Raw genomic sequence first — 20,691 nt, 5'->3', positions numbered from 1 at the left:
TGCAGAGCCGGCCTATTCGTAAGCCGGCTCTGTGGCGGCATTAGCCGAGAGTGTAAGGGCCTTCGGCAGCCAACTCTTCGACTGGCCGACGTGGGCTAGGCAGCTCACGGGCCTGTAATTTCTCAGACAAAGACGACTTGTCGCCCAGCTTGCCAATGGCAATTGCCATTTCGATCTTGAGATCGGTGGGTACTTTCAGCTCCTGACGAATTAGGTCGTACTCGATACCTGCCATCCCGTGGGTATGAAAGCCCAGCTTGCCAGCCTGTAGCGACATGAAGCCCCAGGCTGCGCCGGTATCAAAACTATGGCTACCCAGCGGAACCTCATCGCTACCGCCGGGCGGTACGAAGGTGGTCTTGGACAAGACGATGACCAACGCCGCAGCATGTTGTGCCCAGCTACGGTTATATTCACTGATCAGCTTGAGAAAGGTATCCCAGTGCGCAGAGCCACGGCGAGCATAGAGGAAGCGCCAGGGCTGAGCATTGTAGGCCGAGGGCGCCCAGCGAGCGGCCTCGAAGATACTCATCAACTGGTTTTCTTCTATAGCGGCATCACTGAAGGCGCGGGGAGACCACCGTTGGACGAATTGCGGGTCGACTTCATACTGCGGAACACGAGTGCTAGCGGTCATGTGACGTCCTATGCAGGTAAAGTGTTACGCGTCGCCCTGGTTCGGCCTGAAGGAAATGATATGAGGCACGCCATGCAGAAGCCATCATCCTGACTTCAGCCATTCTGGCCGCGGATGCTGTTTCGCCTGCGCATGGGTTCGTCACATTTTACGCTCAGGCAGGCCCATGAGCTGCGCATCTGGAGAAGCCCTGTAACGTTAACCTCCAGAAGGCTGCGGCGACAAGCTGCACGAGCGGTGCTTGGCCGATTCGTGCATGAGGACTAGACTGCGCGCTTTTCGCAACCGACTACGTTCATGGCTGATATCACTCGACCTTTCTGGAAACGCAAGACCCTAGACCAGCTCGACCAGGGGGAGTGGGAGTCCTTATGCGACGGCTGTGGCTTGTGCTGTCTGCAAAAGCTGGAGGATGAGGACGATGGCAGCGTGTATTACACGCGTATCGCCTGCAAATTACTGGACCTGAAAACCTGCAAGTGCACCCGCTACGCCGAACGGAAGCAGTTTGTGGCTGATTGTATTCAGCTCACCCCAGGACAGGCTGATGAATTCAAGTGGCTGCCGCCCACCTGTGGCTATCGCCTGGTGTCAGAAGGCAAGGACCTGCCGCTCTGGCATCCCTTGGTCTCGGGAGACGAAAGCGCCGTACATGATGCCGGAATCTCCCAGTCGGGCCGCATGCTGAGTGAAACCCAGGTAGCGGAAGAGGACTGGGAAGACTATATGATCTTTCGGGCGGGCTGAGTCAGCCCACCGGGGACGGATCGGTCAGCGATGCGTTTCCGGTAACGGTTACCGTCTGCGTGGCGCTGGCCGCACTTTCCATCAAGCGTTTCAGATGAGTCAGGTCTCGGGAAGCCTGTGACGCCGGATCGCGTTTCATGATCTTGGCGAGGCTGTGCCCCAGTACGCCGCCTGGCGGATCATAGGCAATCAGGGTTTCGACTTCGGTACTGCCATCAGGACGCTCATTGAAGGCTACCCAGCCCATCGTATTGAGATCACCGCCGGCGATGGAGCGCCATCCAATCAAGTTGCCAGGCTCGTCCTCCGTGATGACTGAATCCCACTCCAGCGGGCCGGTTGGGCCTTGAATCACCCAGTGAGAGCGTTTGTCGTCCAGGATGTCGATGCGCTGGATCAGCTCCATGAATGCAGGCAGGTTCTTGAAGTTGCGCCAAAACTGATAGAGCTCGTCCTTGGGTCGATTGATAACCACACAGCAAGACTCGGTCTTGGCATTTTTCCAGTGATAGTCGCGCATCAGCTGGCGTTCAAACTCACTATGGCTCAACGCTTGTTTGGCAGCACAATGCCCTGAATAACCTCGGTAAAGTGCCAACGCCCCGACCGCCATCCTGGCAACCCCGAGCAGGCCGCCCTGTCGTAGTCCCTTGATCAATAGCAGGCCACCCCCTGTCAGGGAGGCAACACGCTCAAGTCCCCCCACATTTTGCACGCGGTCTGAAAGATGGCTGTTCCGGGTAGCACGGCGGCCCAACATGGCAAGCTCCTTGATGACAGGCAATTACAAAAAGACCGCGCCAAGACAAAGCTGTTCCGGTGGGATCGATAGCTGGTTAACAGATCGGAGCGTTTCCAGCAGGCAGGGTCTGATGCTCTGCCTGCTGGAAGCGTATCAGTGACTCAGTCCAAGAACCTTGAGCAGGAAAGCGTACTCAAGTGCTACGTCACGTAGCGCCTGATAACGGCCGCTCATGCCGCCGTGACCTGCGCCAAACTCGGTCTTGAGTAGCAGCAAGGCATCATTCGTGCGCGTGGCTCTGAGCTTGGCTACCCATTTGGCCGCTTCCCAGTACTGCACGCGAGTGTCGTGATAGCCTGCTACGGCCAGCAAGGCTGGATAAGCCTGGGCCTTTACATTTTCGTAAGGCGCATACGCAGCGATGCGGGCGTATACATCGGCCTCACCTGGATTGCCCCATTCATCGTACTCGGTGACGGTCAGGGGAAGGTCGGGCTTGAGCATCGTATTAAGCACATCCACGAACGGGACTTCTGCAATGGCTGCCGCAAACAGATCAGGCCGCTGATTGAGCACAGCGCCAATCAACAGGCCGCCAGCACTACCGCCGCTGATGCACAACTGCGAGGCGGTGGTATGGCTCTGCTCGATCAGGTGTTCGGCGCAGGCAATAAAGTCATCGAACGTGTTCTGCTTGTTTTCCAGCTTGCCCGCCTGATACCAGGCCTCACCTAATTCACCACCGCCTCGCACATGTGCGATGGCAAAGGTGAAGCCACGGTCCAGCAGACTCAAGCGCGCATGGGAGAACCAGGGATCGAGGCTGTGACCATAGGCGCCATAACCATACAGGTACAACGGGGTAGGCTGGCCCACCCGATCCTTGCGCATGACCAGGCTGATCGGGATCTGTGTGCCATCTGGCGCCGTAGCCCACAAACGTCGACTGACATAGTCGTCGGCGTCGAACGGCCCCTCTACCGGGACTTCCTTCAAGACCTGTTGTTCGCCGGTGGCAAGGTCTAGTTGGCGTACCTGTGCAGGGCGATTGAGTGACTCATAACGCAAACGCATGACCGGGCTGTCAAACTCCAGCACGTCGATCATCCCAAGGTTGTAAATCTCGTCGGGTAACTGTACCCGATAGGCAGGTGCGTTTTTGGGGCGTACCTCGAGCACCGGCAGACCTGACTCGCGCAGATTCAGGATATAGCCGTTGGCATTGAGGTTTACCTCTTCGAGCATGCGCTCGGGATCATGTGGAACCAGCAGCTCCCAGTGCTCGCGGCTGGGCATGTCATCTGGCGCTTGATACAGGGCATAGTTGATACCTGCCTGGTTGCTTCGAATCATCCAGCCATCAGCTCCATGATCAGGGAAGTACTCATGACCTTCCTGACGAGGGGCTACACAGACGAAAGCCTCGCTTGGCCGGTCCGCGTCCATGACCCAGGCTTCACTGGTGGTCTTGCTGTGGGAAAGGAGAATCAGCTTGCGCTCGGAGCTTGAGCGGTAGCATCCAATAAAGAAGCGGCCATCCGTCTCGTGAAAGACCATTTGCGCCTCTTGGTCACCCAGGCGATAGCGATAGAGCTTGTGAGGACGATGAGCCTCGTCACGCTCTCCGAAAAACAGGGTTTGGCTATCGCCAGCCCAGGTCATGCTGCCATCGCAGTCATTGAAAGGAAGTTCGGTCAAGTCGCCTGATGCCAGGTCTTTTATAAATAGACGATAGGTTTCGTCACCAGTCTGGTCCAGGCTGTAACCCAGCTTGGTCTGATCAGGGCTGAGCGTGAAACGGCCAATTGACAGAAATCCACCACCGGCCAGTTCATTGGCGTCGAGTAGCAATTCCTCCTGGGGCTCATCGATGGTCAGCGAGCCGTCCCGGGGGCGAGGGCAGCGGTAATGGCGCGCATATTCATCACCGGCGCGGGTTCGGTGGTAGTAGAGATAATCTTTGTACGGTACCGGCAGTGACAGGTCCGTCTCCCGGATGCGTCCCTTGATCTCCTGGAAAAGTGTCTCACGCAGCGCGGCTTCCGGCTGCAACACCTCGTCCAGATAAGCATTTTCAGCTTTCAGATAAGCCAGCACTTCAGGATCATCGCGTTTCTCCAGCCAAACGTAGGGATCTGCGCCGTGCGTACGTTGAGCGAGAGGAGGTTGTGTCATGGGTGACTCCTTAGGTGTCGGTGGACCGGTTTTGAGGTGTCTGTGCATGGGCAGGGCGCGAGTAGGGGCGCCCAACCGTGCAAAAGTCGCTATCATAGGCATCCTTTTTATAGACCCGCCATGTATCGAAATGACTGAGCACGATTACCTGATTGCCTGGGCTGTCTATGGTGTTGCCGCACTAGGCTGTCTATGGGTGTGTTTCAAAGCGACCGGCTGGATGTGGCGTTGGCTGCGAGAACCCATCCGTTTGATTGTTGCCCTGATACTGTTCTCTCCGACGATAGCAGACCCTGAGCACAGCTTTTACGCACCCTCCAGCGCCATTGTCGTCATGGATCTCGGCTTCCATGTAGGAAACAGCGCCTGGCGGGCTGTGGCGGAAATGGCGCTGTATGGGTGTATCGCATTCGCGGCATATTTCATCTTCGCGCTGATCCGCTGGCTGTTTCAACGCTCCCGACGCAATGATGAGGCTGCCAACCAGACACCACCGCCTGCCGACCAGCCTGCTCCCACGGCAGCGAACAACCCCTCGCCATCATCCCCACCATCACGGGTCCCAGAGCGTCGTACGCGCATCGAGCCGCGCCTGTAGCTATCACGCCGCCCTTGTCTGTTTGCAGGCTGGGGCGAATGTTCTCCGTCTGGCTGGGTCCATCTCTATGTATGTTCATAAGACAAGTGAATGATAGGAAGCCGCCGGGAGTACCGTCAGGTAGCCGTTTTATTGCCGTATCGTCGTCAAACAGCTGATTCGAAACTGTTTCTTGGACATACTCATTGTCTGGCAGAGGGCCTGCTATTAGAGCATCTCTCGTGCCGTATCGAATGAGGTCAGGATATGTGTGAATTGTTGGGCATGAGTGCCAATGTTCCTACCGATATCACCTTCAGCCTGACAGGGCTGATGCAGCGAGGAGGACGTACCGGCCCCCACCGGGACGGCTGGGGCGTGGCGCTGTACGAAGGACGCGGACTGCACATGTTCAAGGATTCCATGCCGGGAGCGGATTCCGAAGTGGCTCGCATGATCCAGGGCTATCCGCTCAAGAGTCGCACGGTTATCGCGCATATTCGCCATGCCAACGTCGGCTCGGTAAACCTTGCCAATACACACCCTTTCGTTCGGGAGCTGGGAGGGCGCTACTGGTGTTTTGCCCATAATGGCCAACTCAACGAGTTCGCACCGGATCCCGGTCTGTTCCAGCCAGTAGGGGACACGGACAGTGAGGCGGCATTCTGTTATCTGCTCAATGAGGTCAGGCGGCGTTTTCCCGATCCGGTGCCTGTCGAAATGCTCCTGCCTGTTCTGGTCGGAACTTGCGATCACTTTCGCCGCTTTGGTGTGTTCAACTGCCTGCTGAGTGATGGTGACTGGCTGTTCACGTTTTGCTCGACCAAGCTGGCCCACATTACGCGACGGGCCCCGTTTGGTCCGGCGCACTTGAAGGACGCCGACCTGACGGTAGATTTCAAGGCTGAAACAACGCCTGATGATGTGGTTACAGTGATTGCGACAGAGCCTTTGACGGCCAACGAAACCTGGGCGCTTCATCAGCCTGGTGAGTGGAAATTATGGTGGGATGGCGAAATCGTCACCCAGGGGCGGGTCTAAACGGTTGTAGCGAAGCCGGCCATTCAATACGCAAGGAGTTATGATGCTGCGTAGTTACATCCGGCTAATCCTGTTTGCGCTAGGCCTTCTGGTTGGTGTGCAGATACCAGGGTTTATCACTGATTACAGCCAGCGTATCGAGGCCCATCGCCTTGAAGCCCATCAGGCGTTGGAAGGGTATCGCAAAACGGCAGGCGAGTTTTTTGGCGGTGATATGGATCGTCTGGTAGCCCATTATCGTGCCAGTGATGATCCGGTCTTCCAGAGCGATGCCGATAGCTTTGGCATGCTGATGCGCCGTGAGCAAATGCTCGATTCGCAATGGCAGGCATTGCAGGGCCGCTGGTATGAGCGCGCTTGGCATGTCTTTACCAAGGCTAACCCAGCAATACTTGAAGAGACGTGGCAAGGCTACCGTTATCAGGTTGTCCTGACGCCTGAATGTATCGGTTGGGGGCTGGCCTGTGCCTTTTTACTGTCCTGGATCATCGAGGCCATCGCCTTGGCATTGGCTGTACTTATCATGCCGCGGCGTAGGCCAGCGCGACGTCTCGTCTAAATTGAAAGGCCGGAAAATTCCGGCCTTTTTGTGTCGCTCAGCCTGCAGTGTGGGCAACTGCCTCTATCGACCGCAGTCGCCTGCTTTGGTGAGCCTGATTTCAGTACGCTTCGTGATAACAATGACGCTGATCCACATCTGTATCACTGCCGAGCATCTTCTTGACCGATACGGCATAGGTACTTTGTATGCGTTGGCCAAGTGTAGAGATGAGCCGGTAGTGGCTTTGAAAGATACAAGTCCGCGGTCGACTGAGCGAGTCGCTGAAGAAGGGCGCAAGGCAGGGCGCGAGGTGATAGGCCATCGTCCCAGGGTATGGTGGAATGGCAGACTTGCGCGGCCTCTGGCAGAGGCAACAGGTTTCTCCGTAGGCGAAAGTTACTGTAGTCATCAAGTTGGCTGAGGAGCTGTTTGAGCGGAGGTTATCGGTATGCAAGGGAGAAGATCTAGCCTATCCGGTTGCCAAGCCATTTAAGGTTCAGTTCTCTCACTGGGGGATTACCTGATTTCAGGCTATGCCAATAAATTTTCGTCTTTTCAGTAATTTAGAAGAAAAAAGGCTTGACGACCCAGTCTGATTCCGTAAAATGCGCACCCACAGCAGGCACGTAGCTCAGCTGGTTAGAGCACCACCTTGACATGGTGGGGGTCGTTGGTTCGAGTCCAATCGTGCCTACCAAATATTTCCGCACTGCTGGCGGGGCAAGAAGCCGATCCGAAAGGATCGGCTTTTTTGTTTGGGTCGTTAAAACATTTCGTCTCAAACACAGCTCAATAATGTTCTCAAATTGACGTATAACGTCAGGTCTTCTGACTGACGAGTCACGGTGCCAGGAGTGGGTAATGAAATGGTTTTGTGTAGGAGCCGTGCTTCTACTCGCCGGGTGTGCAAGCGTAAAAGATCTGGAGCAAAGTCCGCCTTCAATGGATGTCAGATCAGGTAAGGACGTTCAGGCCTATACCCAATGCCTGGTTGATCGACTGGCTAAAAGTCGGGCGCCTGCAACGCTGGCAGGAACAGCTAGCGAGCAAAGAATTATTGTGCCATCCAAGGTTTCTTCTATTCCTGCTGCGGTTATCCATGTAGACGATAGCTCTCGTGGCAGTCACATCACACTGCACGAACGCATGGCTAACAATCCTCTTCGACCCAGCGATGTTCGCGAGGCGGTTAAGTATTGCATTGACTAACGGGTTAAGCAGCGTGCCCTTTAGGTTGTTTCGAGAGCACGCACTCAGCCATCTAGAGGTATGAGAAAAGTGCGCCGAATAAAATGACCCAAACGACCGGGACGGAAACGTAGAGAAATTTTTCGGTGGGCGTGAAGGGCTTTTTACTGATCATCGCGAGTGACTACCTGCATGAATTCGCTATGTGATGAGTGGGGCATTAAGGCCGGAAATATGCCTGAGCTACATGACATATCGGCGTAACAGGCGAAACTTGAAGTGGGCAGGTAAGGGCGGCCGCAATGGCAGATGAATGGTCGCGGCATCGGTAGGCGTTCAGGCTGGGTGCATGAGTGTCCGGTCTGTAAAATGAAAGCCTGACAATAACTCTTCGCGGGAAGTAGGAATGCAGGACGTGTTGATCTACGTGTGGGAAAGGATTTTTTGGGTAATGCTCTGGGCGGTTCGTTACCTGCCGGCTACGCTGGCTATTCTGGGAATAGCGCTGATCGTGGGTGTCAAAAATAACCATACATGGTGGGGGCGGGTCGTACTGCTTCTCTTTGGTCTCGTAACACTTCTGGTAGCAATGACTATTCAGATTCTTTCCTCTTCCCCTCCTGCCTGAACTCTTTCAAGTCGCCTGTCCTGTAGCGTTGGTTAGCAGTCAGCGCTACAGGATGATCAGTGATCTTAGGTACGACAGGCCTTGAGATCGACGTTTCCAACGTATTTATTGCCGTGACCCATAATGCACGCCAAGCGCTGGTTTCGTTGGCGCTCCCACCGCTCGGCCGGGTATTGCTTGTTCCAGGCTGAATACAACTGTTGGTCCTGCTTGGATAAGCGCAAGTCATACCGTTCGCTCATGTATAGGTAGGTGCGCGCAATCATGCCGCGGATTTCTGGGCGGGGCATGGCTTTTTTGGCCTTGAAGTCGACCACCATCTGGCAGGCTCCATACTGGGTCGGTTTCTGTGGCAGCCAGCCGAACGAAAAATTGCTGCGGTCGCCATTCACTTCACCAATGACTGGTACCAGGTTGAACAAATCAGCTTCGGCTTTCTGGTAAACCGGATCGCTTGAAGTGCAGTTTTTTCTCCCTCCTTTTTGCCAGCACTGGCGCTGATGGCCGATAACCCAGGCAGGCACGATGTGCTCCCACTCGATGCGAGAGGCTCTGGTTGCATTTTTGCGGGGCACATAGCCACAACTTTTCAGGTCCACCGTCTTGCCGGAGTAGTGGCAGCCGCAATAAAAATCTACAGGTTGCTGCTTGTAGACTTTGGCGCCTATCACTTTGGCTTCGCGAAACGTGCGAGGCGCTTCTGCATGAGCCGGAATGATAAAAAAGAAGAAAGAAATCAGAGAAAAAATACGAAACATGGCCGTGCTCGATAAGTAAATCGGCGCGGATGGTAACGGGCAGCGTTGGGTTTGAGGAAGGCAGTAGGACTAAAATGAGAAATGGTTCACTGTATGGATAGACAGCTATTTGGCGAGAGGGTAATTGCTAGCGACTTACTGTCATGTAACCCGCTAGCGACAGGATTAGCGACGTGTACGCTTGGCTGCCTTTTCCCACTGCCCAATCATCTCAAGAGTAAGGCGCTCGTCCCAGGACTCCAGCTCAATGTTTTGAGCCAGCAGTTTTTTACGGGCGGCGACCAGAAGGTGGTGTAGGGAAGTAGGATTGCAGTAGATCGCGGTACGGATACGCCCGGATTCAAAGTGGATAACTCCCTGAGGATCTATCGCTTTAAAGGCAAAGGTACCGCGAGAATCACGGTTGGTGAAATGGCATTCCAAGGGTGCCAGGGCAGCTTGTATTCTGGAGCGGGCGGCATCGTAGCGAGAGGGTTGCATGTCAGTATGCTTAGAACGACTATTTAGGATGGCACACTGACATTAAGTTTATACAGTAGTTCGATAGGAAGCGCTGTTTGAGCCTTTAATTGTTAAAGATATCTATTTTGCAGGTTAAAGCCGTTAAGAATCTCTATTTTCTGGTGTCTCTAACGATGCAGACAATCATGGCGATAGTGGCCACAATCATCGTTGCAATACCGAAGCCCAACTGAATTCTGGCTTTGGTTTGATCACATATTTCAGCAACACCGCCATGCGAAGGACAGCCGCCTGTTGTAAACCAGTAGGCATTACCCAGAAGTAACATCCCAAAGGCGCAGGCGATGAATGCAGTCAACGCCAAAAACAATACTGTGCGTAACATATGGACTCTCTAGGTAAAGCGAATGAATGCTGATCGGCAGTAGGCGATACGAAAGACATGACTCGATGCGTATTGGCTTGCCTCTATTCTCATTATAACGCGCTTAAGGGCAGAGAAAGGTAAGAACCAATACCCGGTATGAATGCCCAAAATATTGCTGCTTACTTCTTGGAGATGCCAACATGCCTGAAACTGATCATATAAATCCTGACCAGATCGACGTCGACCCTGAGATTCAGCCTAACCCTAAAGAGGCTCCTGTTCCTCTGGAGTCTGATGAGGAGGCAGAGAACAAATAACCAGACGTTGCCGACTCATTTATAACGAACTGATTTATAAATGAGTCGTGCATGATTCGAAAAAGCAGGACAGGCTGTCAAGCGTAGCAAGGCCCATCTAGCAGGGCAGGCGGATGCCTAGCGATAAGCCCAGTCGATGTTAAGCAGGTTGAGCTTTTGTGCACGCAGACGACGCTTGTTGAGTTCGTCACTATAGGGGGGGAAATCCAGTTCCAGACTTTCGCCTCCATGCTGTTTCAGTACGTATAAAAGGACAGTGCCTTCATCGACATCAGCCGGCGCGTCGGCTATTGCCAGTTCTCTTGGTTCTCCTGCCTCTTCATAGGTAATAACCAGGTTGCCTGCATTGCTCATGATCGTACTCCCTTAGTGGTGTAATTCGATGAAGCCATCTCTTTTGACGGGCTAATAATGAATTCATTCCTTACAAAGGCAGCCTGAATGGCTTCCAGGCGTAAACGCATGGGTTTTGCATTTTGCTAAGGTAAGTACGTCACACTTTCGACTGATGTGAATTGTGAGCATTGATAGGCGCACTGAAAATCTCGCCCTAATTTAGGAGAGGGTTTAATGCTGCATGTATACATGCCGATGGGTAGTTCAAGGGATTCTCTTTGTCTGTCTTCTGATGGCCATGTTTGGCCCTCAAATGACATGGCGCTATTTCATAGCTCGCCGCATTGCTTCCCGTCTAGGTATTCAAAGTCTTTTCGAGCTTAATACCTTGGTTGTTGGCTTCTTGCTACTGGTCGGTTTCTTTCTGGTACGGTGGAGCACGCACGCTCCCTCTTGAAGACGGTAAGCCATATTTACAAAGTAGCCCTTGTTGCCGGGTGCTTCGAGTCCGTATGGTAGAGCTTTATGTAAACGATAAGGCAGTGTAATGACTTGGAAGTTGAGTTCCCTGGCAGCGTTAATTTCTTCCTTGGTTCTTGTAAGTGCCTGTAGCAGCTCTCCAGAGTCTGGCAGTAACGAACGTACCCGAAGCAGTGATGCGACTGCATCATCATCCGCACTTGGAAGTGGTTGTAATTCCGATGCTGCACAATATGCGGTAGGTAAGACGGCTACTCCTGAACTCTTCAAGCAGCTTCAAGAGCGCTCTGGTGCAAGGATTACACGTCTTGTGCGTCCGGATGATGCCATGACGATGGATTTCAACTCGGAGCGCCTGACGGTTACCACTGATGAGGCGCTTGTGATCAAGACGGCTCGTTGTGGCTGATACATCCGAGGGCGGGCCAACACTGATGCCTCTGATCAGGTTGGTCTGCCTGAGTCTACTCTGAATCGATCAATCTACTCTCGTTGTGGATAGGATGGCTTTGGCCTGTGTCTATCTTATGAACACGGATTAGACGAGAGGAGAGATTAATGGGATTGCGAATCTTTGGCGATCATCGCGCCTGGGCAAGTGCGGTAGAAAGCGAAACAGGCATCGAAGCCTTTATTGCCATACAAGGGCATGGAAAGGAAGAGGAAGCTCTGCACCGAGTAGCGACAGACCGTACCTTTACGGACCTTATGGAGGCCGAGCGTGCGGCGGATGAGATCCTGCAGAAAATGACAGGTATTAGCGCAGATAGCCAACCCCTTTTTGACTAAGCCTTTGCATTTGATTCAGGCATAAAAAAAGCCCCGTCATGGACGGGGCTTTTTCAAGGGAAGTGGATTAAACCACTTCAACCTCTTGTGCTTCCATACCTTTCTGGCCTTTGGCAGCCACGAAAGATACAGCCTGACCTTCTTTCAGGCTCTTGAAGCCAGCAGCCTTGATCTGGCGGAAGTGAACGAACAGATCAGCACCGCCGGAGGACGGGGTGATGAAGCCAAAACCTTTCTCATCGTTGAACCACTTAACAGTACCGGTTTCGCGATTAGCCATGGTGTTTTTTACCTTTTCAAAAATTAAGTTTCGGTAAAGGGAAGTCTTGACCGAGACTGAGCACTGAGTGTAACGGAGTCGTAACGATGTTGGATCTGTATCTAAACACCATGTTGCGATTCACAGTAATGCACGGGCACAGCAGGATCATATTACGATCATATATGAGCATTTGAAAAGACCAAAAGTTCATCTAATGATCAAACCCATGATTGCAGGCTGTCCGGTCAGCGATATAGACCACTAAAAAACGTATTTATTTCCTTGAACTGGCTAAAAATTCAAAGAAAAGTACAGTGATCTATTTTTTTTTGAAAATGTGACGTCTGGTACAGCGAAACGACAGTTGGAAGAGAAGGGCGTAAGGCGGGGCAGTTTGAAGAGATGTCAGCTTGAAGGGTGAAGGCAGGCGGGGCTACAGATAAGCCCCGCCTGCTATCAGGCTTTTACTTCTGAGGCAGTGCAAAGGCGATTACATAGTCGCCCTGACGAGTACCTAGAGAGCCATGCCCACCCGCATAAACCAGGATGTACTGACGTCCATCCTTGCCGGTGTAGGTCATGGGGGTTGTCTGGCCACCTGCAGGCAGGCGACCTTCCCACAGCTGCTTACCGTTACGAACATCGTAGGCACGCAGGTACTGGTCTAGCGTACCGCTCAGGAAGGCCAGGCCGCTGGATGTCATGAAAGCCCCACCCAATGCTGGAACACCCATGGGGAGCGGCATTGGAACAGGCGCACTGTCACGAACAGTGCCGTTCTTGTGCTTCCAGATGACCTGATTGGTGGTCATGTCGACAGCAGCCACATAACCCCATGGTGGTGACTGGCAAGGCAGGCCCATCGGGGACAGCAGTGCACCCATGATCACACCGTACGGTGCGCCTTTGTTTGGCTGAACGCCCTCTGTCTCACTCTTGCGAGCCGGACCGCCCTCGACGTCCTCGCGTGCGACGAGCTTGGATGTAAAGGCCATGTAGCTAGGCGAAAGGAACATCACCTGACGGATAGGATCCACAGCGACGCCACCCCAGTCGAATACACCGAAGTTGCCCGGATAAACGATCGAACCCTGCAGGGAAGGCGGAGTGTAGATGCCTTCATAGCGATGCGATTTGAACGTGATACGGCACAGCATCTGATCCAGAGGTGTCACACCCCACATGTCCGCTTCCTTGAGTGTCTGCGGCATCATGTTGAGTTCGGACATTGGCTGCGTGGGGGACGTATGATCGCCTTCCACTGCGCCCTGCGGAACGGGTGTCTCGTGTATGGGAACGATGGGCTGACCATTGGTGCGATCCAGCACATAGAGGCTGCCTTGCTTGGTGGATGCAATCAGGCCCGGCTTGATGCCATCAGCCGTCTTGATATCCATCAGCGTGGGCTGCCCACCTACGTCCATGTCCCACAGGTCGTGGTGAGTGAATTGGTAATTCCAGCGTACCTTACCCGTATTGACATCCAGAGCGACAACGCCGGCGCTGTATTTCTCGGCTTCTGGCGTACGCATGCCACCGTACTGATCCGGCGTTTGGTTACCCATTGGCAGGTAGATCAGGCCCAGCTTTTCGTCCACTGACATGACGGACCATACGTTCGCAGAGTTGCGGGTGTAGGTCTGGCCTGGCTGAATCGGCTCGGTAGCTTCAGGGTTGCCACTGTCCCAATTCCAGACGAGGTGGCCGTCGTGCACGTCATAGGCACGAATAACGCCGGAAGGCTCGTCAGTAGAGGCGTTATCCGTTACATGGCCACCAATGATGACCAGGTCACGGGTAACTGACGGCGGCGAGGTGGAGTAGTAGCCACCAGCAGTGAAGCCGCCGATGTTGGCGCCCAGGTTGATGGAACCTTTGTCGCCAAAGTCTTCGCACATTTTGCCCGTGTCGGCATTTATGGCGATCAGGCGAGTATCGGCGGTGGGCAGGAACAGACGGCGAGGACAGGAGTTGCTGACCGGTGTAGCCTCTGCTGGGGCAGACGCTGCCTGCGCATTGTCCTGAGCATCCGCCTGTGCATAGGCGGCATCATCATGGTAGGCCACGCCACGGCAGGTCATGTGTGCCCAGCCCTTGAAGCTGTCGGCACTCTGAGTGCTCAGCTTGGGATCAAAGCGCCATAGCTCCTTGCCGGAGTCGGGGTCCAGGGCAATGACCTGGCTGTGCGGCGTACAGACGTACAGCTTTCCATTGACCTTGAGGGGCGTATTTTCAGCCGTGGTTTCCTGCGGATCGTTCGGCCCGGGAATGTCGCCGGTACGATAGGTCCAGGCGACTTCCAGCTGATTCACGTTTTCCGGGGTGATCTGATTCAGCGGGGAATATTTGTCGCCAAATGACGTACGCCCATACGACTGCCAATCGCCATCGGGCATGGTGGGGGCAGCGTTCACTGTACCTGCACTGGCACGATCCAGACTGCCCTCAATGTTATGTGGATTGGTGAATTGACTGGCGACTGCAGCAGCACCGGCCAGAACGACCGCGCCGGTCAGTGGCATGGCGCCTACTGAGCTGACACCCGCCTTACGTGCCATGGGGCGACGTATCCATGGCAAAAGCAGAACGATGCCTACTACAAACCACAGTGCCAGACGTGGAACCAGTTGCCACCAGTCCAGACCGACTTCGTACAGCGCCCACAGCGTTGAGGCAAACAGAACGAGCGCAAACAATGGGAGTGCTGCACGATGGGCAAGCACGAGAAGGATACCAGTGATGAAAATACCGGCACCCGCGAGGGCGTAATAGAAGGATCCTCCTACAGTGATCAGTTTGACGCCACCTACAAGCATGGCGAGACCAATCAACACAAGGACGATGCCGACTAACGTAGAAAAAAGACGCGTTTTTGCAAACGGTCCAGTCGTTTCGTTCATGAAGGCAATACCAAATTCTTAAAATAGGATTCACCGGACTGGACCACAAGGGCCATCCGGGAGTTGCACGGTGAAGGATGTTGGAATTCTTATAACAGCAATCTTATACCGTCTGTCACCCTCTGCGCATATTCAAGTTAGGCAAAGGTGTTTTGTGGATTTGTGCAAAGGCGAAAGTGAGAGATGGTTTGAATTATTACGTATATTTGAAATTCGGCCGTGAATCGTCAAAAAATGATCGCAATAAGTCATGTTGGTCTGTCTCCATTGCCGCTGCGATCAGAGGACATCTCTCGGATTAGGTTGACCCGGAAGGATCTTGAATCAACTTCCTGAGATGGTTTTCGTGAGCCAGGTTTCAAACACAGTGGTCATAGCGCTAGTAAGTTTTTATTTTGGAGTAGCGCTGCATTGCCAACCCTTATTCGCCGTAAGTACCGATTCCTGCATAAAACCCTTTCCTATACAGGTTGGTCGCTGTTTTGGCTGCTTATCTGGGACATTGTTGTCACCGTTGACTTCATGCTGTTCGTCGATGATCGAATGAGCCTTCCTTCGATGCCATTGACGCTGCTGGGCTCGGCCCTGGCCATGCTGGTGAGTATTCGGAACACCAGCGCTTACAACCGCTGGTGGGAAGCTCGTACGTTATGGGGAGGGATGGTTAACAGCTCGCGCAATTTTGCCCGTCAGGTTCTGATTCTGGTTGATGATCCGGGCGATGCTTTAAACCCTATCAAGGAGGTGCTGTTTCGCCGCCATGTGGCCTATGTCAATGCTTTAGCCGCGCATCTCAAGAAGGCGCCGATTCCAGAGCGACTTGCAGAGTTGTTGCCTGCTGAGGAAGTGGCTCGAAGCGGTGATACCAATAATTTTCCCAACGACATCCTAAGCGGCTCGGCAGCTTTGATTGCCCAGGAGTACAAGGCAGGGCGTCTGGACAGCATACGCTTGGCACGTCTTGAATCGACGATGGTGGATATTTCCAACTGGCAGGGAGGTATGGAGCGCATCGCTAATACTCCGTTGCCGTATCCTTATGTGTACTTTCCACGCCTGTTCATCTCGCTGTTCTGTTTGATCGTCCCGGTAGGGTTGGTAGAGTCGTTAGGCTGGTTTACACCTCTGGCCTCTACGGTAGTGGGCTTTATGTTGCTCGCGCTTGAAAAAATCGGAACTGATTTACAAAGCCCGTTTTCCGAAAGCCAGCACCAGATACAGATGACCGATCTCTGCGCGAACATCGAGAAGAATCTTTCGTCTATGTTCAGGGAGTCGGAGAACGCTTCTGTTCGCTCCACTGAGTAGCATTGGAAGCCGGCGTTACGCCTACGGTGCGCATAACAGGCTGGCCAACGCCAGTCTGGAGCTGGCCGTGGACACCTTCATCAGCCCCTTTTTTGCTGTCTACCAATTCGGCAGGTGGGGTGTAATGAATACAGCCATACCAGATGACGATTGGAAAAAGCGCATGCAGTACAAGACGTACTGCCAGGACCCACTCAGGAAGCGCTGGAAACAGGCCCGCATGTTGCCAGGTGTAGAAGTGTACAGGCAGCATAAGGAGCGTACAGACAAAGAGAACGCTGCCCGCGTAACGACGAAGCTCTTTGAAGAGCACCGCAACCGCTACCACCATTTCCAGAATGCCGCCAAAGCAAACGATGGCAAACCGGTAGGGTACGTCGATGGGGACAAGTTTGACGAAAAAGCCGGCCATGAACAGGTGGGCGAAACCACCTACCATGAACCAAGCCACTACGAGCGCAACCGCTTGTTTTTGATAGCGCATATGCAGGCCGCCTTTTTAAGCTCTTATGACGGTATGACTACGTTTTTGTGATCTTTCTCACTCGCTCGGCTGCTTCCAGATCAAATGCATCTGCTGATGGCCCCTGATTGAACCGATGCGCTCAGCTGCCTCTCTATTGGTAAATGCTTCGTAAGCGATTAAGTGACGACACTGCATTACGTCCCAGTTTGCTACGAACTGATTTGAAAGCCTGGAGAGATGACTATGGAACTTCCTGTAAAAGATCTCACGACCTTATTCGATCAATTGGGTCTGGACTCAGATAAGGCCAGTATTGACGCGTTTGTCGCCAAGCACTATCCGCTTCCCGATGACGTCAAGATTTCCGAAGCACCTTTCTGGACACCAGGCCAGGCGGCGTTTCTGAAAGAGGAAATCATGAACGATGCTGAGTGGGAGCCGATCGTTGATGAACTCAACGTATTGCTGCACGAGAATAAGCCGTCTCAAGCTACCTGAATGGTATTCTGGGAGGTGATAAAACGATGGGCTTCGGCCCACCGTTTTGCTTTTCAGATTCCTGCTTATCCCGTCTGCCAATCCCGCTGTGCCTCTTCGCATGTTCGTACCAGGTGGACGATAGCGCCGTCTACGCGGGCCACCCATTCTAGAGGAATCAGGTGATATTGCCCCTGAGCATCTGGATCATTTCGCTCAAGCTTGAGTTTATTGCGATCCACAATGTCATAGACCTTGCCGACGTGTTGACCATCGGAGCCTAGTACGTCCGCTTGAACAGGGATTTTATCGACATCAACCATGTAGGTTTCTCCGGCAAATAGGACAAAGGGTTCTGTAGGTAGTCATCCGCTATCTATTCAGAGGTTTGCCGAATGGCTAACGTTCTGAGTGAGCGACAGGAGGCATTTTTCAACTCTCCTGATGAGCGAGCAGAACTGTCCGATACCCCCTTTTTCTGACTGATGTACAGCATTGTCCAAGGCTGTAGCGAACGGACCTGATAAGGAGCAAACGTAATGATTGAACTCTATGGCATGGGTAGTCCCAATGTCCTGAAAGTGGTGCTGATGCTGGAGGAGCTGCAACTGGCTTACCGGTTCAAGCATGTACATGTCTGGAAGGGGGAACAGTTCACCGATACCTTCAAGGCACTCAATCCGAACAGCAAGGTTCCTGTGTTGATCGATCCTGACGGACCGAGCGGGGAGCCATATCGTGTGTTCGAGTCGGGTGCAATCCTGCAGTACCTTGCTGAGAAGACGGGGAAGTTTCTGCCTGCAAGCGGTACGGCACGTTATGACGTCATGCAGTGGTTGATGATCCAGTTGACTGGAGTCGGCCCCATGTTCGGTCAGTATGTCCACTTTACGCGCTTCGAGCCTGAAGTCTCCAACTACGCGCGCTCGCGCTATACCACTGAGGCGCTGCGCCTGGTTGAGCTTATCGACCAGCGTCTGGCTACCCACTCTTATCTGGGCGGCGATACCTATTCGATTGCCGATATCGCGACGTATCCCTGGATGGCCATTCTCGAGTTCCTTGGCTTACCCCATGAGCGTTATACCCATCTGACACGCTGGTTGGGCGAGATTTCAAAGCGACCTGCTGCCATTCGACTGGTCGAGATGACCAAGGAGATTCAGGCGGAAGGCGTGGCCTCGCGTTCAGAAGCCACACCGGATGACTATGACCGCATGTTCGGCCGCGGTCAGTACGCTCGCTCGTTGTAAGGGCAGGGGCATGGATGCCTGCTTCATCAGGAATCGACCAGCTCCTTGAGAAAGCACGTCAGGGCATGGCCGGGATCGTCATGGTCTGACGAAATCATGCGGATGCCCCACTGGCTCAGGATCTCTTCCTGTACCGGATTGGGCATATGGGAAAAGACATAGGAGATGGGCCTGACGCCGGAGGGCTCATACTTGCTCCACATCTTTGAAAGCTTATGGAAGAGCAGCCGGATATTGGTATCCGAAAGGCTGTAACCAATGAACAGAACGGCTTTGCTCAGTGTGTCGGCTCTCAGCTTGATATCGAGCGGCGTCTCGAATTGAAGCCGTTCGTAATAGCTTGTTTCGGCCAGCACAATCGACGAGTCATCGTCGAAATCCCCATGAAATTTGATGATCTGCCTGATGTTGTCCTGCGCCTTGGCCAGATCGCTGGCATTGGCGATCTTGATGTACTCTCGCTGATAGGCATCGTGGGCATATTCCAGCCAGCGGTCGTAGTTGGTGGTGTAGATCGCTGAGAACCGGCCTTGTACGATCAGCCGATGTATTTCTGATGCCGTGATATCGATATCTTTATGCCACTCCCGGTCCATCCAGCTTCTGAGCGCACCGATGTTGCCCTTCTTGATACGGTAATACTCGGCTAGCGCAAGAAAGTTGCCGTAGGTATTGAAGACGTCCGGGTCATAATCCAGCTGGACGGCAACTTCTTCGATCAGTTGTTTCCAGGGCGGCAAGCCAAGGTTGGCCGATACTCCAGCCCCTACGAACAGGATCAGCCGATTGCTACGGTAAGCGTCCTTGAGGCTTTCCATTTTCAGGACTCCTCGATAAAGCTGACGAATTTTTCCAGCGCCTGCCGTCGCATGGAGTACTCATGCTTGCGTGGCCCCAATTGGGCAAAGGTTTGATCAAGGCCATCAGGCATGAACACACAATCCCATTCAAAGCTGCTATCACCGGCCGGCTGCTCTGTGATTCGCCCAGGAACGGCACCCTCAAAGAAGTATTTCTTGCGACCGTCACAGTAGCCGATCAGCGTCTTGGCCACGGCTGAGGGATCTTCAAGGCCGCCTATGACGGAGGAGAAGCGTTCTGCCAGTAGCTTGTCCCAGAAGAGCTGTGTAAGGCCGGCAGGGAAATCATTCAGGCTCTTGATGTAAAGCCCGGTGTGTTCAACGAATACAGGCTTCCCAACGAGGCGGAAGGCTTTGAGCAGCTTGTCGCTGATCAATTGGCACACATCCTCGGTTTGCAGTTCATCGATTTTGATCTGGTAGGGGACAATCTCGATTCGCGTTCTGGCGAGCAGGTGAGAGACTTCTTCAATCTTTCGCGTGTTGCTGGAAATAAATCGAATTTTCATGGCTGGCCTGCAAAGGCATTACGATTCTCAGGGCGGCTCGCTACCTCTCTGATTTAGAGGGAAGTGGATAACCAAGGGTTCGCCTTCAAAAGGTCCGGCGGTCGGCATACGCCATCAGCCTGCAAGCAGACGTTGCATGTCCAGTGCGTTGGGTACGGCTGCGCCGCTGGCGGTGTTATCAAAAATGCACCATGTGGGAACGCTCCGTCCATGATGATGTGCCAAGGTCTGGGCCAGAGACGCAAGGGCATCATGGGTATAGGAGGAGTGATAGATCCGGGGCGAGCCGTGAAGGCGGTAGTAGACCACCTCCGGCGATGCACCGGGCATGTTGCCGTTCGCCAATGGAGAGGGATCGGCAGCTACTTGGCCGATTCGATAAGCCATCAGCATGGACTGGGCATCATCACGTTGCCAGCTGGCATGGCGGGGCTCAAGAACGGCGTGTCCGTTGTAGCGAGCCCTAAGATCCTCCAGAAAGTCACGGGTAAGTTCTGCCTTGAATGCCAGTGAAGGAGGAAGCTGGATCAGCAGGCAGCCCAGTTTCTCTCCCAAGTGACTGCACTCCGACAGAAAGCCGTTCAACAGTGCTCCGCCGTGAGCGAGGCGCTGAATGTGAGTGATCTGCTTGGGGACCTTTACTGCGAAGCGAAAACCCTCTGGCGTCGAGTCAGCCCATTTGGCGTAGGTCGCCGGTTGGTGAGGGCGGTAAAACGAAGAGTTGATTTCAACGGTATTGAAGCGGGCAGCGTAGCGCTGCAAGTGGGTGCCCTCTGCCGGAAAGTCGGGCCACTGTGAACGCGGCAGGCTCCAGCCAGCACATCCAATGTAGGGAAGTGTATTCAAGATCAGTTTTAAGCCAGTCGTGTCT

At 53.6% G+C, this 20,691-nt stretch carries 25 protein-coding genes and 1 tRNA gene; 12 read left to right on the top strand and 14 right to left on the bottom strand.

The genetic code is table 11. From position 1 onward, the window contains the following. Positions 1 to 40 precede the first annotated feature (40 nt). A complete protein-coding gene (locus HMPREF1487_RS00970; protein WP_010794723.1) occupies positions 41 to 637 on the bottom strand; it encodes a nitroreductase family protein in 597 nt (198 codons plus the stop codon). Positions 638 to 934: 297 nt separating this feature from the next. On the opposite strand from HMPREF1487_RS00970, the gene HMPREF1487_RS00965 reads away from it, so the two are divergent. Beyond that, positions 935 to 1,384 carry a YcgN family cysteine cluster protein gene (locus tag HMPREF1487_RS00965; RefSeq protein ID WP_010794722.1) on the top strand — a complete coding sequence of 150 codons (450 nt, stop codon included), beginning with the start codon at positions 935 to 937 and terminating at the stop codon, positions 1,382 to 1,384. Position 1,385: 1 nt separating this feature from the next. On the opposite strand, the gene HMPREF1487_RS00960 is transcribed toward HMPREF1487_RS00965, so the two are convergent. Together HMPREF1487_RS00960 and HMPREF1487_RS00955 are read right to left on the bottom strand one after the other, a co-directional pair. Beyond that, positions 1,386 to 2,144 carry an SRPBCC family protein gene (locus HMPREF1487_RS00960; RefSeq protein ID WP_010794721.1) on the bottom strand — a complete coding sequence of 253 codons (759 nt, stop codon included), beginning with the start codon at positions 2,142 to 2,144 and terminating at the stop codon, positions 1,386 to 1,388. A gap of 135 nt (positions 2,145 to 2,279) precedes the next feature. Then, positions 2,280 to 4,301: a S9 family peptidase gene (locus tag HMPREF1487_RS00955; RefSeq protein ID WP_010794720.1), complete on the bottom strand. Its 2,022-nt coding sequence runs from the start codon at positions 4,299 to 4,301 to the stop codon at positions 2,280 to 2,282. A gap of 130 nt (positions 4,302 to 4,431) precedes the next feature. On the opposite strand from HMPREF1487_RS00955, the gene HMPREF1487_RS00950 reads away from it, so the two are divergent. The 6 genes from HMPREF1487_RS00950 to HMPREF1487_RS00925 all read left to right on the top strand — a co-directional run bounded on the left by HMPREF1487_RS00950 (position 4,432) and on the right by HMPREF1487_RS00925 (position 8,276). Beyond that, positions 4,432 to 4,899 carry a hypothetical protein gene (locus HMPREF1487_RS00950; protein WP_026004109.1) on the top strand — a complete coding sequence of 156 codons (468 nt, stop codon included), beginning with the start codon at positions 4,432 to 4,434 and terminating at the stop codon, positions 4,897 to 4,899. Positions 4,900 to 5,145: 246 nt separating this feature from the next. Further along, positions 5,146 to 5,919, top strand: a complete 774-nt coding sequence (locus tag HMPREF1487_RS00945; RefSeq protein ID WP_010794718.1) for a class II glutamine amidotransferase — start codon at positions 5,146 to 5,148, stop codon at positions 5,917 to 5,919. Between the two features lie 43 nt (positions 5,920 to 5,962). Further along, positions 5,963 to 6,478, top strand: coding sequence for a DUF2937 family protein (locus HMPREF1487_RS00940; protein WP_010794717.1), 516 nt, complete (start codon positions 5,963 to 5,965; stop codon positions 6,476 to 6,478). 602 nt (positions 6,479 to 7,080) lie between these two features. Beyond that, a tRNA-Val gene (locus HMPREF1487_RS00935) sits at positions 7,081 to 7,157 on the top strand. 164 nt (positions 7,158 to 7,321) lie between these two features. Further along, positions 7,322 to 7,669: a hypothetical protein gene (locus HMPREF1487_RS00930; RefSeq protein ID WP_010794716.1), complete on the top strand. Its 348-nt coding sequence runs from the start codon at positions 7,322 to 7,324 to the stop codon at positions 7,667 to 7,669. A 385-nt stretch (positions 7,670 to 8,054) separates the two neighbouring features. Continuing rightward, complete coding sequence (locus HMPREF1487_RS00925; protein ID WP_010794715.1) at positions 8,055 to 8,276, top strand: hypothetical protein; 222 nt, start codon at positions 8,055 to 8,057, stop codon at positions 8,274 to 8,276. A gap of 65 nt (positions 8,277 to 8,341) precedes the next feature. Here HMPREF1487_RS00925 and HMPREF1487_RS00920 read toward each other — a convergent pair whose 3' ends face one another. The 4 genes from HMPREF1487_RS00920 to HMPREF1487_RS00905 all read right to left on the bottom strand — a co-directional run bounded on the left by HMPREF1487_RS00920 (position 8,342) and on the right by HMPREF1487_RS00905 (position 10,534). Further along, positions 8,342 to 9,034 (bottom strand): endonuclease, encoded by a 693-nt coding sequence (locus tag HMPREF1487_RS00920; protein WP_010794714.1) that lies wholly within the window; start codon positions 9,032 to 9,034, stop codon positions 8,342 to 8,344. 165 nt (positions 9,035 to 9,199) lie between these two features. Beyond that, positions 9,200 to 9,514, bottom strand: coding sequence for a hypothetical protein (locus HMPREF1487_RS00915; protein WP_010794713.1), 315 nt, complete (start codon positions 9,512 to 9,514; stop codon positions 9,200 to 9,202). Positions 9,515 to 9,647: 133 nt separating this feature from the next. After that, complete coding sequence (locus HMPREF1487_RS00910) at positions 9,648 to 9,881, bottom strand: hypothetical protein (RefSeq protein WP_010794712.1); 234 nt, start codon at positions 9,879 to 9,881, stop codon at positions 9,648 to 9,650. 416 nt (positions 9,882 to 10,297) lie between these two features. Further along, the gene (locus tag HMPREF1487_RS00905) at positions 10,298 to 10,534 is read right to left on the bottom strand and encodes a hypothetical protein (RefSeq protein WP_010794710.1); all 237 of its coding nucleotides are present in this window, start codon (positions 10,532 to 10,534) and stop codon (positions 10,298 to 10,300) included. A 529-nt stretch (positions 10,535 to 11,063) separates the two neighbouring features. On the opposite strand from HMPREF1487_RS00905, the gene HMPREF1487_RS00900 reads away from it, so the two are divergent. Both HMPREF1487_RS00900 and HMPREF1487_RS00895 read left to right on the top strand, forming a co-directional pair. Beyond that, complete coding sequence (locus tag HMPREF1487_RS00900) at positions 11,064 to 11,405, top strand: I78 family peptidase inhibitor (RefSeq protein WP_010794708.1); 342 nt, start codon at positions 11,064 to 11,066, stop codon at positions 11,403 to 11,405. 149 nt (positions 11,406 to 11,554) lie between these two features. After that, a complete protein-coding gene (locus HMPREF1487_RS00895; protein ID WP_010794707.1) occupies positions 11,555 to 11,785 on the top strand; it encodes a hypothetical protein in 231 nt (76 codons plus the stop codon). A 67-nt stretch (positions 11,786 to 11,852) separates the two neighbouring features. Here the strand turns inward: HMPREF1487_RS00895 and HMPREF1487_RS00890 are convergent, their stop codons facing one another. Continuing rightward, on the bottom strand, positions 11,853 to 12,065 hold the full coding sequence (locus tag HMPREF1487_RS00890) for a cold-shock protein (protein WP_010794706.1): 213 nt from the start codon (positions 12,063 to 12,065) through the stop codon (positions 11,853 to 11,855). 446 nt (positions 12,066 to 12,511) lie between these two features. After that, positions 12,512 to 14,947: a membrane-bound PQQ-dependent dehydrogenase, glucose/quinate/shikimate family gene (locus HMPREF1487_RS00885; RefSeq protein WP_010794705.1), complete on the bottom strand. Its 2,436-nt coding sequence runs from the start codon at positions 14,945 to 14,947 to the stop codon at positions 12,512 to 12,514. A 411-nt stretch (positions 14,948 to 15,358) separates the two neighbouring features. Here HMPREF1487_RS00885 and HMPREF1487_RS00880 point away from each other — a divergent pair, with 411 nt between their 5' ends. Beyond that, positions 15,359 to 16,255, top strand: a complete 897-nt coding sequence (locus tag HMPREF1487_RS00880) for a bestrophin family protein (RefSeq protein WP_010794704.1) — start codon at positions 15,359 to 15,361, stop codon at positions 16,253 to 16,255. Here HMPREF1487_RS00880 and HMPREF1487_RS00875 read toward each other — a convergent pair. Beyond that, positions 16,215 to 16,739, bottom strand: a complete 525-nt coding sequence (locus HMPREF1487_RS00875; protein WP_010794703.1) for a hypothetical protein — start codon at positions 16,737 to 16,739, stop codon at positions 16,215 to 16,217. The genes HMPREF1487_RS00880 and HMPREF1487_RS00875 overlap by 41 nt on opposite strands. Before the next feature lie 225 nt (positions 16,740 to 16,964). Between HMPREF1487_RS00875 and HMPREF1487_RS00870 the strand changes: the two genes are divergently transcribed. Further along, positions 16,965 to 17,219 carry a DUF2789 domain-containing protein gene (locus tag HMPREF1487_RS00870; RefSeq protein ID WP_010794702.1) on the top strand — a complete coding sequence of 85 codons (255 nt, stop codon included), beginning with the start codon at positions 16,965 to 16,967 and terminating at the stop codon, positions 17,217 to 17,219. 65 nt (positions 17,220 to 17,284) lie between these two features. On the opposite strand, the gene HMPREF1487_RS00865 is transcribed toward HMPREF1487_RS00870, so the two are convergent. Further along, positions 17,285 to 17,521: a DUF2171 domain-containing protein gene (locus tag HMPREF1487_RS00865; protein ID WP_010794701.1), complete on the bottom strand. Its 237-nt coding sequence runs from the start codon at positions 17,519 to 17,521 to the stop codon at positions 17,285 to 17,287. A gap of 216 nt (positions 17,522 to 17,737) precedes the next feature. Between HMPREF1487_RS00865 and HMPREF1487_RS00860 the strand changes: the two genes are divergently transcribed. Then, on the top strand, positions 17,738 to 18,451 hold the full coding sequence (locus tag HMPREF1487_RS00860) for a glutathione S-transferase N-terminal domain-containing protein (RefSeq protein ID WP_010794700.1): 714 nt from the start codon (positions 17,738 to 17,740) through the stop codon (positions 18,449 to 18,451). Positions 18,452 to 18,477: 26 nt separating this feature from the next. Here the strand turns inward: HMPREF1487_RS00860 and HMPREF1487_RS00855 are convergent, their stop codons facing one another. The 3 genes from HMPREF1487_RS00855 to HMPREF1487_RS00845 all read right to left on the bottom strand — a co-directional run bounded on the left by HMPREF1487_RS00855 (position 18,478) and on the right by HMPREF1487_RS00845 (position 20,672). Continuing rightward, positions 18,478 to 19,269, bottom strand: coding sequence for an SIR2 family protein (locus HMPREF1487_RS00855; protein ID WP_010794699.1), 792 nt, complete (start codon positions 19,267 to 19,269; stop codon positions 18,478 to 18,480). 2 nt (positions 19,270 to 19,271) lie between these two features. Next, the gene (locus tag HMPREF1487_RS00850; protein WP_010794698.1) at positions 19,272 to 19,820 is read right to left on the bottom strand and encodes a non-canonical purine NTP pyrophosphatase; all 549 of its coding nucleotides are present in this window, start codon (positions 19,818 to 19,820) and stop codon (positions 19,272 to 19,274) included. 114 nt (positions 19,821 to 19,934) lie between these two features. After that, positions 19,935 to 20,672 carry a DUF72 domain-containing protein gene (locus HMPREF1487_RS00845; RefSeq protein ID WP_037029563.1) on the bottom strand — a complete coding sequence of 246 codons (738 nt, stop codon included), beginning with the start codon at positions 20,670 to 20,672 and terminating at the stop codon, positions 19,935 to 19,937. Positions 20,673 to 20,691: the final 19 nt, after the last annotated feature.

The sequence above is a fragment of the Pseudomonas sp. HPB0071 genome (assembly GCF_000478505.2).
Taxonomy (GTDB): Bacteria; Pseudomonadota; Gammaproteobacteria; order Pseudomonadales; family Pseudomonadaceae; genus Chryseomonas; species Chryseomonas luteola.
This window is presented reverse-complemented; position numbering and strand designations above follow the sequence as displayed.